The organism is Azoarcus sp. L1K30 (genome assembly GCF_018122735.1).
GTDB lineage: Bacteria > Pseudomonadota > Gammaproteobacteria > Burkholderiales > Rhodocyclaceae > Parazoarcus.
Genome location: NZ_JAGRRD010000001.1, coordinates 2,374,408 through 2,386,850, shown reverse-complemented (window position 1 = coordinate 2,386,850; position 12,443 = coordinate 2,374,408). Strand labels below are relative to the sequence as shown.

The 12,443-nt window shown below is 63.6% G+C and carries 8 protein-coding genes and 1 pseudogene; 2 read left to right on the top strand and 7 right to left on the bottom strand.

The genetic code is table 11. The features are described from left to right. Positions 1-125: 125 nt before the first annotated feature. The 6 genes and pseudogenes from J5J83_RS10905 to J5J83_RS10885 form a co-directional block, all read right to left on the bottom strand. Positions 126-539: a carboxymuconolactone decarboxylase family protein gene (locus tag J5J83_RS10905; protein ID WP_212349011.1), complete on the bottom strand. Its 414-nt coding sequence runs from the start codon at positions 537-539 to the stop codon at positions 126-128. Position 540: 1 nt separating this feature from the next. Beyond that, positions 541-1,194: a 3-oxoacid CoA-transferase subunit B gene (locus J5J83_RS23250; protein ID WP_249115957.1), complete on the bottom strand. Its 654-nt coding sequence runs from the start codon at positions 1,192-1,194 to the stop codon at positions 541-543. Positions 1,195-1,251: 57 nt separating this feature from the next. Further along, a pseudogene (locus J5J83_RS23245) lies at positions 1,252-1,926 on the bottom strand (CoA transferase subunit A); the annotation flags it as partial. Between the two features lie 79 nt (positions 1,927-2,005). Further along, entirely contained in the window at positions 2,006-2,512 is a 507-nt protein-coding gene (locus J5J83_RS10895) for an acetone carboxylase subunit gamma (protein WP_212349007.1), read from the bottom strand. 38 nt (positions 2,513-2,550) lie between these two features. Beyond that, positions 2,551-4,875 carry a hydantoinase B/oxoprolinase family protein gene (locus tag J5J83_RS10890; RefSeq protein WP_212349005.1) on the bottom strand — a complete coding sequence of 775 codons (2,325 nt, stop codon included), beginning with the start codon at positions 4,873-4,875 and terminating at the stop codon, positions 2,551-2,553. A gap of 85 nt (positions 4,876-4,960) precedes the next feature. After that, positions 4,961-7,108, bottom strand: coding sequence for a hydantoinase/oxoprolinase family protein (locus J5J83_RS10885; RefSeq protein WP_212349003.1), 2,148 nt, complete (start codon positions 7,106-7,108; stop codon positions 4,961-4,963). Positions 7,109-7,586: 478 nt separating this feature from the next. Between J5J83_RS10885 and J5J83_RS10880 the strand changes: the two genes are divergently transcribed. After that, complete coding sequence (locus J5J83_RS10880; protein WP_349251884.1) at positions 7,587-9,521, top strand: sigma-54-dependent Fis family transcriptional regulator; 1,935 nt, start codon at positions 7,587-7,589, stop codon at positions 9,519-9,521. Between the two features lie 140 nt (positions 9,522-9,661). Next, a complete protein-coding gene (locus J5J83_RS10875) occupies positions 9,662-10,411 on the top strand; it encodes a M48 family metallopeptidase (RefSeq protein ID WP_212349000.1) in 750 nt (249 codons plus the stop codon). A 118-nt stretch (positions 10,412-10,529) separates the two neighbouring features. Here the strand turns inward: J5J83_RS10875 and thiC are convergent, their stop codons facing one another. Then, complete coding sequence (gene thiC / locus J5J83_RS10870) at positions 10,530-12,437, bottom strand: phosphomethylpyrimidine synthase ThiC (protein ID WP_349251949.1); 1,908 nt, start codon at positions 12,435-12,437, stop codon at positions 10,530-10,532. Positions 12,438-12,443 lie beyond the last annotated feature (6 nt).

Genomic DNA, 12,443 nt, shown 5'->3' with positions numbered 1-12,443 from the left:
TTTCGCCACGGGATTTGGCCGCAGGGGGAGCCGCGGGGAAGGGGCGGCCTGCCGTGGTCGGTGCACGATGGCCCGGTGCGGGCGCGTGACCCGGCGCAAGACCCGCGGTGCGGGACGCGACCGTATCAGGGCGGCGTGGGGGTGCCGGCGCCGGGCCCGGCGCGTCCGTCGGGTGTGCCGCCGACTACGCGCTCGGCAACACGGAAGGCTTCGGCCGCCAGTGGTACGCCGCAATAGACGGTCGAATGCAGCAGGACTTCCTGAATCTCGCCCGGGCTTGCACCGTTGTTCAGCGCGCCGCGCACGTGGCCCGCGAGCTCATGGCCACGCCCCAGCGCGGTCAGCATGGCAATCGTGATCAGGCTCCGGGTTTTGAGGTCGAGTCCTTCACGGCACCAGACGCTGCCCCAGGCGTGTGCGTTGATGAAGTCCTGAAGCGGGCGGCTGAACGCGCTGGTACTTCGCGCGGCATGGGCAACGAAATCGCTGCCCATGACCCGTCGGCGCATCTTCAGACCCTTCGCATGCCCCGAAGTCATCTCAGGACAGCATTTCGGGCGCGAGCCGCCATGCGAGCTGGCGTGGAAGCGAGAACGGACATCCTGTCTTCGCTTGCACTTCCTCCAGCGTCACGCCCGGTTGAAGCTCGGCAAGCGTCAGGCCGCCGCCATCGTTCACCACGAAGACACAGAGCTCGGTGATGATCATGTCCACCACGCCCTTGCCGGTCAGGGGCAGATTGCACGCGGGCAGGATCTTGGGCGCGCCGTCCTTCGCGGTGTGCTCCATCAGCACGATCACACGACCAACGCCGGAGACCAGATCCATGGCGCCGCCCGGCCCCTTGACCATCTTGCCCGGCACCATCCAGTTGGCGAGGTCGCCGTTTGCCGAGACCTCCAGACCGCCCAGAATGGACAGATCGACGTGGCCGCCGCGGATCATGGCGAAGGAGTCGGCGCTGGAGAAGAAGCTGCTGCCGGCAATGCTCGTGATGGTCTGCTTGCCGGCATTGATCAGATCGGCATCGACCTCGTCCGCGTTCGGAAAGGGGCCGATGCCGAGCAGTCCGTTCTCCGATTGCAGGGTGACGTGGATGTCGTGCGGAATGTAGTTGGCGACCAGGGTCGGAATGCCGATGCCCAGATTGACGTAATAGCCGTTCTTCAACTCCTGCGCTGCCCGCCGCGCCATGCGCTCGCGCGCCGGGTCGTGCTTGCCGGGGGGAGCGGCGTCCGCGGTGGTGCGGAATTCGATGCGCTTCTGGTAGTTCCTGCCCTCGATGATGCGATCGACGTAGATGCCCGGCACGTGGATCTGATCGGGGTCGAGCGCGCCGGTATCGACCAGTTCCTCGACTTCGGCGATGGTGACCCGTCCGCAGGTGGCGATCATCGGGTTGAAGTTGCGCGCGGTCTTGCGAAACACCAGGTTGCCGGCATGGTCGCCTTTCCAGGCCTTGACGATGGAGACGTCGGCACGGATGGCGGGCTCCAGGACGTAGTTCAATCCGTCGAACTCGCGCGTCTCCTTTCCCTGGGCGAGCAGGGTGCCATAGGCGGTGCGGGTATAGAAGCCGGGGATGCCTGCGCCGCCTGCGCGCAGGCGCTCGGCCAGCGTGCCTTGGGGCACCAGTTCCAGCTCCAGCTCACCGGCCAGGACCTGGCGCTCGAACTCCTTGTTCTCGCCGACGTATGACGCGACGACTTTCTTCACCTGGCGGGTCTTGAGCAGCGGTCCCATGCCGAAGTCGTCCACACCGGCGTTGTTGCCTATGATGGTGAGTTCGCGGGTGCCGGCGTCCAGCAGGCCCTTGATGAGATTTTCCGGGATGCCGCACAGGCCGAAGCCTCCGGCGGCGACGGTCATGCCATCGAAGAGCAGGCCGTCGAGTGCGGCTGTGCTATTGGCATACACTTTGTTCATGTCGTGAAGTCCCCTGACGGTTTTTCCAATGCAGTGGGCAGGCGGGGGCTGGGCCTTCGGCCCCCGCCTGCTTCAAGGCTCAGTCGGCCCGTTCGGGAACCGGCAGGTTCACCCACTCCTTGTAGAAGGCCTCGATGTCAGGCTCGAAGTCATGGATTACCGGATACCACGGGGTCGGCGCCTCGACGTCGTGCATCGCTCCGCAGGTCGGGCAGTAGTATTCGCGATACACCTGCCATTGCGTGTCGGGCGCCATCAGCTTCGGGTACACCTCGGTCATGGCTTCCTCGGTGTCGCGAACATGGATGACGGCATGCAGCTTCCAGTTTTCGCGGTAGTCGCAGAACTCGTGGCCGCAGTCGCACTTGATCAGCCATTGCTTGGTTTTGGCCGACTGCACGATGTGCATGTGGGGCCCCAGCGGCAGGACGATGCGGTCCTTGAAGCCGACCTTCTTCTGCAAGGCATTGACGTATTGCTCGAAGCGGCTGTTGTCCTTGGGCATGGAGAGCATGCGGAAGGTGGTTTCCCAGTCCAGCGAACCGTCAACCAGGTGTGCGACCTGTTCATTCGTGTATGAAGACATTTCGTGCTCCTTGATTCAGCAATGTGGTTTGGCGGAGGTCATTCTTCGACCTGGACGACGGTGGTGACGTCCGGCATTAGCGACAGGTCCATGCGGTGCTTCGAGCCATAGGTCGGTACGCCGAGTTCTTCTTCGAGCAGGGTCCAGTCGGCCGGCAGGCTCCAGAACGCCTTGAACTCGTTGGTGAACTTCTCCGACAGCGCGAAACTGGTGGCGAACATGTGCTGCACCTGCACCGACGCGTGCTTGTTGAGGATGCGTTCGCGCTCTTCCTTCATCCACTCGCGGGTCGGCAGCGCGCGTGCCAGACGTTCCTTGCGCATCTCCGCGCGACGCAGTCGGGTGGCTGCGACGTCGACCGTGAACACGCCCTTGGCATCCTCGGAGAACACCGCGCCATAGACCTTTTGCGCGTACTCCGGCAGCAGGAACTTCTGGTTGAGGTCGTTCTCGATGGCCTTGGGCTCGCGGTCGATCGGATCGCCGAAGCCGGGGCCGCCACGCAGGTAGTTGAGGTAGAGGTCGTGGTTGTCGTAGCAGTCCTCGGTGGTGATGCACTGCTTGTCGCGCTTGACCACGGCGGTGGCGTCGATGTGGCGCTCGTAGTCCGGGCGCGTGGGGTCGATGTCGCCGCCCAGGGGCAGGGAGTCGCCGATGGCGATGCGATGCTCGAGGCCGGTCTTGTGCGCTTCGAAGCGGTAGCCGGTAGCCGACGGATAGCCACCCATCATGCCCCAGTCGCTGTTCATGAAGCCGTTGCCCATGAAGAACATCGTCCAGTCCTGGGCGTTCCACACCATGCGCAGGGTTTCGAAGCCGCAGCCGCCACGATACTTGCCGTAGCCGCCCGAGTTGGCCTTGACGTTGCGCCCCAGATACAGGAGTGGTTCGGCCATTTCCCAGATCTCGATGTCGCCCATGTCGCCTTCCGGATTCCAGATGGCGGCCGCATGGTTGAGGCCATCCTTCACCGCGCACGCGCCAGTGCCGCAACTGGAGGCTTCGAAGCTGTTGACTGCGTGGATCTCGCCGTCCTGATTGATGCCGCCGCCCTGCAGCCAGTTGGAGGTGTTGGCATTGCCGGCGTTGACCTCTTCGAGATAGCCGCGGCTGAAGTAGGACTGGCCGAGACCACGCCACAGCGCGGCCCAGCCCGAGACCAGGAAGTGCCAGGCGTAGGCATGGCCGGTGCGGCGGTCGTCCGGGTTGCACCACGTGCCCTTGGGCAGGTGGAACTCGGTGGCGTAATAGGCGCCGTCGTTGATGCGCTGGGTCGGCACCAAGGTTTGGCACATCATCACCCAGATGCCCGAGGTGAAGGCCACCTGGTGGGCGTTGAAGGTGTGCCAGCCCCATCGGCTGGCGCCTTCGAAGTCGAGCCGCCACTTGCCGTCGGGTTTGATCGTCATCTCGCACGGCGAATGCATGATCGAGTCGAGCTTGGCGAAGGCGTTGGAGACCTGCACGTCGTCGTGCTTGTACGGCACATCGACGAAGGACACCTTGCGGTACTTGCCCGGCAGGGTCATGGCCTTGATCCGGCTCATCAGGCCGCGGCGGCCCTCTTCGATGACTTCATGCGAGAACTTCTCGTAGGCTTCGAGACCGTCTGCGCGAATCACGTCTTCCACCAGTTCGCGGATCATGTGGCAGCCGGCGATGCGGGTCTTCTCGTCGAGAATCCAGTACTTCGGCGTGCGCACCGAACGCTGGGACTCATGCAGCCAGTCACGCAGCGGTTCGTCGTTGATGCCAGTCTTGCGGCAGGTGATCATGTAGCCGTCGCCGAAGCGCTGGGTCTGGCCGGTGGACATCGAGCCCGGCGTGACCGCGCCGGTGTCGATGACGTGAGTCACGCCGCCCACCCAGCCGATCAGCTTGCCTTCCCAGAAGATCGGCACGATGGTGGCGATGTCGCAGGGGTGGACGTTGCCGATGGCGCAGTCGTTGGTGGTGAACATGTCACCGGGGTTGATCGTGGGGTTGGCTTCCCAGTTGTTTTCGATCATGTACTTGATCGCCGCGCCCATGGTGCCGACGTGGATGATGATCCCGGTCGAGGTCAGCACGCAGTCGCCAGCGGCGTTGTACAGCGTGAAGCACAGCTCGCCTTCCTGCTCCACGATCGGGCTGGCCGCGATCTTCTTCGCGGTTTCGCGGGCATGTACCAGACCGCCGCGCAGCTTTGAGAACAGTTTCTCGTAGCCGATCGGGTCGCTGTCGCGCAGCTCCAGTTTTTCCAGGCCGTTGTAGTAGCCGGTGGCCTGGGTGCGGGCAATGATGGCATCGCGATGCTGCTTGAGCGTCAGGCCGCTCTCGAGCAGGTTGCCGATGCCCATTTCCTTGTGGCTCATCATGTTCATGATTTGTCTCCTCACAGTTGATTGGTCCCCTGGACGTCGGCACGGGCCCCCGCAGGGGTGCCGTCAGTCCCGGGGTGGCCGGTGATTACCGGACTTCCTTGAGATGGAACAGGCGATGCTTGTCGATCGTGGTTTCGAAGCCGTCGGGCACGACGAAGGTGGTGGCGTCGGATTCGATGATGGCTGGCCCCATGATGTGGTTGCCGGCCTTGAGCGACTCCATCTTCCACAGCGAGGCTTCCACCCATTTCTTGTGGCGGTAGAACGGGCGGGTGCCGAGATAGGCTTCCTTCGGCGGGGTCGGGCCGGCGTCCGGGTCCTCCGGCAGCACGGGCTTCTGCGTCATGACCATGCCGCGCAGGATGGCGCCAGTGATCGAGAAGCCCAGTTCTGGCGACCGTGCCGAGTTGGCGTAAACGCGGCCGTAAGTGGTCTCGAAGGCGTCGATGATCTTGTTCCAGTCGTCGGCGGTAGCGGCGCTGGTGACCGGTGACACGATCTCGAGGTCGTTGAGCTGACCCATGTACTGCATCTTGTAGCCGGGAATCAGCAACACGTCTTCGGCCTTGTAACCGTTGATGACGAATTCCTCGATCACCTTGACCGCGAGTTCGCTCCACGCCTCCTGCAGGCTGGCGCAGGCCGCGGCTTTGTCGGCGTCGGCAGCGAACTGCGCAACCCCCAGATCCACCGACTTGTCGTAGCGGTACTCGAAGTCGGCGCAGGCGCAGCCGAAGGCGGAGAAGCCCGCCGCCCAGGCCGGCACCACAACGTCCTTGAAGCCGACGCCTTCGGTGTAGCCATAGGTGTGTACCGGTCCTGCGCCGCCGTAGGAGAAGCAGGTGAACTCGGCCGGGTTGTATCCTTTGGCGCTGATGTTGGCGCGCAGGTACTCGGACAGGGTGAGGTCGAGCAGTTCGATGACGCCGGCGGCCGCATCTTCGACCGACAGGCCGAGCGGGTCGGCGATCTGCGCCTTGATGTGATCGCGGGCGCGCTGCACGTCGAGCTTGATCGCGCCACCGAGGAAGTTCTCCGGGTTGAGGTAGCCCAGCACCACATGGCAGTCGGACACCGAGACCGTGTCCAGCCCGCTTTCCGGCCAGCAGGTGCCGACGCGGTATCCGGCGGAGTCGGGGCCGAGCTTGATCGACTTGCTGTACGGATCGAGACGGACGAAGCTGCCGGCGCCGGCGCCGACCGAATCCATCGCGACGAGTGGCAGCGACAGCACCAGGCGGGCCATGTCGGGGTCGGACTTGATGGCGAAATTGCCCTTGGTGATCAGCGCCACGTCGAAGCTGGTGCCGCCGATGTCGGAGCAGGCGATGTTCTCGTCGCCGAGGTATTCGCCGAGCAGCTTGGAGCCGATGACGCCGCCAATGGGGCCGGAGACGATGGTGCGGGCCAGCTCCTTGGCCTTCCAGCTGATCGTGCCGCCGTGCGTGGCCATCACCCGCAGATCGAACTTGGCACCATGTTTCTTGAAGCGGTCGCTGACCTTCTTCAGCGTCTGGCGCGAGGGTTCGGCGCCGTAGGCCTCGAGAATGGTGGTGTTCATGCGGTGGCTTTCCTTGCGCGACGGGTAGTAATCCACCGAGGCGAAAACCGGAATGTCTACCTTCAGCGCCTGCAGTTCCGCCTTTGCGATGTCGCGTGCGCGCTGCTCGCTGGCTTCGTTCTTGTGTGACTGCAGCAGACAGATCACGATGGCCTGCGATCCCGCCTCGACCAGCTCGCGCACCGCCTGGCGGACTTCTTCCTCGCGCAGCGGAATGACGATCTTGCCCTGCACGTCGGTGCGCTCGGTGACGCCGCGGGTGCGCGACACCGGCACCAGCGGGTCGTCGTAGCGGTGGGTGTTGAGATGGATGCGGTCCTCCAGCGCGTAGCCGAGGTAGCTTTGCAGGGCGCGCCCCATCGAATGGATCTGCTCGAAGCCGCGGTTGCAGATCAGGCCGACGTCGAGCCCCTTGCGCATCAGGATGCGGTTGAGCATGGCGGTGCCGGAATAGACGCAGGTCGCCAGTTCCGGATAGACGTCGTCTACCGTGCGGTTCCAGTGCGCCAGTGCATCTTCGGATGAATTGAAGATGGCCAGTGATTCGTCGCCCGGATTGCTTTGCGCCTTGCCCACTACGAAGCGCCCGTCGGCGCGAACGAAGAAGGTGTCTGTCATCGTGCCGCCGGCATCGATGCCCATCACCTGTACGGTTGAGTCCTGGACTTGCATGTCGCCTCCTGTCATTGGTGTGTTGGACCTGAAAACACCTTGTGTCCGCTACCGTTCCTGTGTCCGGTGTCGTGGTGTCTCTATCGTCCGGGGTGTCCCCCCGAATCAGTCAGCGCAAGGGCCGTACCAGTCGGCGCACCGAACCGGTTCAGGTTGGTCAATCGCGAATTGAATCAATGGTTTAATTTTTTTTATGACCTCCGTCCGATTCTCGAACGAGCTGGACCGGGGTGTCCGGAATCCGGACAGCTGGACAGAACTGTCCGGACGCCGGACAGTGCGCCGGCTGGATGGTGCGCCGCACAAGTCATTGATCTGATAAGGGTTTTGTTGACTTGAATGGGGCGAGGCATTAGCTTGAAAGCTGCGATCACCACACGAGCGACAGGGCATTGGCCATGACGACATGCGTTCCTTACACCCCATGATTCCGCGTACAGGCAATGAGAGCGCCGTCGCAGCGTCCTGGGAGCGGTTTGTGCACAACGATCCGCTCGTCGACGCGCCGGTTCGCGAAGTGGTGCTCGAATCATGGCGACGCTGTCGCTCGGTCGCCGTCGACCCCGCGCGAAACGCCGCACCCGCGGCGGACGATGCCCGCATCAGGCTGCTGCGCGAACAGCATCGGCAATTGCAGGATGCAGCACATCCGGTGCTGGTCGGTTTGAAGGAAGTGCTGCAGGCCTCGGGCAGCATCATCATGCTGACCGATCCTTGCGGTACCATCATCGATCTGCACGGTGACACGAAGACCCGCCATGCCGGGGAGCAGGTCAATCTGGCCGCCGGCGGGCGGTGGGACGAGAAGGTGATGGGTACCAACGCGATTGGTACCGCCATCGCCGCACAGGCACCGGTACAGATCTATGCGAGCGAGCATTACTGCCTCGATGTCAAGCGCTGGACCTGCGCGGCGGCGCCGATTCTCGACCATACGGGCACGACCCTGCTGGGCGTGATCGATGTTTCCGGTGTGAAGGACACCTTCCACGGCCACAGTCTCGGGTTGGTCATCGCGGCGGCCAAGCAGGTCGAAGCCGTGCTGGCCAGTCGCGAGCGCGAGCTGCAGGCGCGTCTGTTCGATCAGTCGATGGACTGCTTCGTTCGTTATGGGAGCGACTTCGTCGCGCTGTTCGACAGGCGGGGGCGATTGCTCAAGAGCAACGGTCGCCAGCAGCAGGCTCGAGAGCAATACGGTGTCCAGATTCCGTCCATCGTGGGCGCGCGGATCGACGCGCTCGACCTTGGCCTGTCGGCTGACGAGCGCGCGATCAGGATGCCTCAGTGGCTGCGGCGCGACTGGCTGAAGGTGCTTGGCGATGCGTCGGGTGAGCTGGGCTGCGTGTTGATCATCCCCCTGGCGCAGGTGGCGGCCAGGGTCGCCGCGGCGAGCGCGTCTGCGCCGCGTGAAGACGGCAGATGTGCGGAGACCGACCCGTTTGCCGACATCGTGGGCGAATCCGCAGCGTTGCTTGCCGCAAAGGACCGTGCGCGACGCCTTGCTCCGCTGGATCTGCCGGTCATGCTGCTGGGTGAGACCGGTGTCGGCAAGGAAGTATTTGCACGCGCCATCCACAGGGCGGATGTCAGGTCAGATGCACCGTTTGTGGCGGTGAATTGCGGTGCACTGACCCGCGAACTGCTGGCCAGCGAGCTGTTCGGCTACGTCGAGGGCGCTTTTACCGGGGCGCGTCGCCATGGTTTGCCGGGCAAGTTCGAACTCGCCGACGGCGGCACACTGTTTCTCGACGAGATCGGCGAGATGCCGCTGGATATGCAGCCCCACCTGTTGCGTGTGCTGCAGGACGGCATCGTCGTGCGGCTGGGAGATTCGCGTGAGCGCCAGGTGACAGTCCGCATCATCGCTGCCACCAACCGTGACCTGCGGGGCGAAGTCGCTGCAGGCCGCTTTCGCGAAGACCTTTTCCACCGTCTGTGCGTGACCAGCATCCGGCTGCCATCACTGCGAGAGCGCCCCGCTGACATCGACCGGATCGTGGATCACCTGAACGAGCGCCTTGCTCAGAAATACGGCTGTCCGGTCAAGCCGGTTTCGGCTGAGGTCCGCCTCGCCTTTCTGCGCTATCGCTGGCCAGGCAATGTGCGCGAGCTGCAGAACGTGTTCGAAGGTGTGTTTGCGCTCAGCGATGGAGGGGTGATCGAGCTTGCATCTCTCCCGGAAGAGTTGCTCGCGACCGCCACGGGCGAGGCGCAGGCAAGTACTGCGAATGACGGACTGTTGGACGGCGCCCGCCTCGAGGATCTTGAGCGCCAAGCCATTCTTGCGGCGATTTCAAATGCTAAAGGAAACATGTCCCGAGCCGCGCGGGCGCTCGGAATTTCGCGCAGTACGCTCTATGTCAAGCTCGGCGCATTGCGCGAGCGCGTTGATCTGCAAGCGCATCGTCACTAGGCGGGCACGTAGGCACATTGTCTTTCCGGTGCGACAGGAATGCTGTCCGGGCATTGCAGATGGTGATTATTTATTTTGGGTTTATTGAAGTTGATGTCATCATATGCGGACATTGTCAATTGCATGTCTGGAGATGATTCATGAATCGACGCGATGCCCTTCGCCGTTGCCTTCTTGCGCTTGGTATTTCTGCCGCTGCGCCGGTCTCGGCTTTCGATCTTGCCGGCGCCCTGGGGGCTGCGAAGTCACTTGCCGGGGCGGCGACGCTCAGCGATGCCGACCTCAAGGCCTACTATGGGCAGATGAGTAAGCAGATGGACGCACAAAGCCGGATCGCCGGGGCCGGAACCTCATATGGAAAGCGTCTCGTAGCGCTGACCAAGGGGCTGGGCAAACATGACGGACTGACGCTGGATTTCAAGGTCTATCAGACCAGGGAAGTCAACGCCTTTGCCATGGGGAACGGGTCGGTCAGGATCTACAGTGGTCTGATGGACCTGATGACGGACGATGAGATCCGCTACGTCATCGGACATGAAATGGGGCACATCAAGGCAGGGCATTCGAAGAAGCGCCTGCAATTGGCGCTGGCTGCCGGGGGCTTGCGTGAAGCGGTGTCGGCGAGCGGGGGCAGGGCGGCCGTGCTGGCCGATTCGCAACTGGGCGAACTGTTCGAGAAGGTCGTACGTGCGCAGCATTCCCAGAGCAACGAGAACGAAGCGGATGACTACGCAATGGCTTTCGTGAAAGGCAAGCATTACAACCCGCAGGCAGTCGTCTCCGCGCTCGAGAAGCTGGACAAGCTTTCCGGCGGCTCCGGCGGCGGCTGGCTGGCGACTCACCCGGCACCGGCTGAGCGGGCCGAGCGGATGCGGGGACAGCTCGCCTGACAGCGTCCAGAGGACAAAAAAACGGGCCGTTTTCGGCCCGTTTTTGTCCCGCAATGGCAGGCGTGGTGACTACACGTTCCGATACACTTCGGCGCCGCTCCTGACGAACTCGACCGCTTTACACGTTCCGATACACTTCGGCGCCGCTCCTGACGAACTCGACCGCTTTCACCTCCATTCCCTTCTTCAGCGCATCGATTTCGCTGATGCCCTGTTGGGTGGCGAAATCGCGCACGTCCTGGGTGATCTTCATCGAGCAGAAGTGGGGGCCGCACATCGAGCAGAAGTGGGCGACCTTGGCCGAGTCCTTGGGCAGGGTCTCGTCGTGGAATTCCTTGGCCTTGTCGGGGTCGAGGCCGAGGTTGAACTGGTCTTCCCAGCGGAACTCGAAGCGCGCCTTGGAGAGTGCGTTGTCGCGGATCTGCGCACCGGGGTGGCCCTTGGCCAGGTCGGCGGCATGCGCCGCCAGCTTGTAGGTGATGATGCCTTCCTTGACGTCCTGCTTGTTGGGCAGGCCGAGGTGCTCCTTGGGGGTGACGTAGCACAGCATCGCGGTGCCGTACCAGCCGATGGTGGCCGCGCCGATGCCGCTGGTGATGTGGTCGTAGCCGGGGGCGATGTCGGTGGTCAGCGGCCCCAGGGTGTAGAAGGGCGCCTCATGGCACTGCTCGAGCTGCAGGTCCATGTTCTCCTTGATCATGTGCAGCGGCACATGGCCGGGGCCCTCGATCATCACCTGCACGTCGTGCTTCCACGCGATCTGGGTGAGCTCGCCCAGGGTCTTGAGTTCGCCCAGCTGGGCTTCGTCGTTGGCGTCGTAGATCGAACCCGGACGCAGGCCGTCGCCGAGGCTGAAGGCCACGTCGTAGGCCTTCATGATCTCGCAGATGTCCTCGAAATGGGTGTAGAGGAAGCTCTCCTGGTGATGTGCCAGGCACCACTTGGCCATGATCGAGCCACCGCGCGAGACGATGCCGGTCATGCGGTTGGCGGTGAGCGGGATGTAGCGCAGCAGCACGCCGGCGTGGATGGTGAAGTAGTCCACGCCCTGTTCGGCCTGCTCGATGAGGGTGTCGCGGAAGATCTCCCAGGTCAGATCTTCGGCCTTGCCGTCGACCTTTTCCAGCGCCTGGTAGATGGGTACGGTACCGATCGGCACCGGCGAGTTGCGGATGATCCACTCGCGGGTCTCGTGGATGTTCTTGCCCGTGGAGAGGTCCATCACCGTGTCGCCGCCCCAGCGGATGGCCCAGGTCATCTTGTCGACCTCTTCCGAGATGGACGAGCCCAGCGCCGAGTTGCCGATGTTGGCGTTGATCTTCACCAGGAAGTTGCGGCCGATGATCATCGGCTCGGATTCGGGGTGGTTGATGTTGTTGGGGATGATCGCGCGGCCGCGGGCAACCTCGTCGCGCACGAACTCGGGGGTGATCTCGGCCGGGATCGAGGCGCCGAAATGCTGGCCCGGATGCTGGCGCCCGAGCAGCGCGGCCATTTTGCTGCCGGTGGGGCCGGCGGCCAGGAGCGATTCGATATAGGCCTTGCGGTTCATGTTCTCGCGGATGGCGATGTACTCCATCTCGGGGGTAACGATGCCGCGGCGGGCGTAGTGCATCTGCGTGACGTTGCCAGTGAGGTTGGCACCCGTCCTGGCGCGACGCGGCTTGCGGTGCAGGCCCGGGAAACGCAGCTCGTCGAGCCTGGCGTCGGCGGCGCGGATGCGGCCGAACTCGGAGGAGAGGTCGGGCAGCACCTCGGTGTCGCCGCGTTCCTCGATCCAGCGCGCGCGCAGCGCGGGCAGGCCGGAGCGGATGTCGATCTTCGCCGCGGGGTCGGAGTAGGGGCCGGAGCAGTCGTAGACGTAGATCGGTGGGTTGGGCTCGGCGCCGAAAGAGGCCGGGGTGTCGCTCTGGCGGATTTCGCGCATCGGTACCTGGATGTCGTCACGCGAGCCGGCAATGTAGATCTTGCTCGAGTTGGGCAGCGGGGCGATGGCAGCTTCGTCGACGTGGGCGCTCGAGGCGATGAATTT

Bases quoted from the DNA above. Each gene is read 5' to 3' on its own strand.
- J5J83_RS10890 (WP_212349005.1), bottom strand. From the start codon at position 4,875: ATGAACATGATGAGCCACAAGGAAATGGGCATCGGCAACCTGCTCGAG.
- J5J83_RS10885 (WP_212349003.1), bottom strand. From the start codon at position 7,108: ATGCAAGTCCAGGACTCAACCGTACAGGTGATGGGCATCGATGCCGGC.
- J5J83_RS10895 (WP_212349007.1), bottom strand. From the start codon at position 2,512: ATGTCTTCATACACGAATGAACAGGTCGCACACCTGGTTGACGGTTCG.
- J5J83_RS10905 (WP_212349011.1), bottom strand. From the start codon at position 539: ATGACTTCGGGGCATGCGAAGGGTCTGAAGATGCGCCGACGGGTCATG.
- J5J83_RS23250 (WP_249115957.1), bottom strand. From the start codon at position 1,194: ATGGCGCGGCGGGCAGCGCAGGAGTTGAAGAACGGCTATTACGTCAAT.
- J5J83_RS10875 (WP_212349000.1), top strand. From the start codon at position 9,662: ATGAATCGACGCGATGCCCTTCGCCGTTGCCTTCTTGCGCTTGGTATT.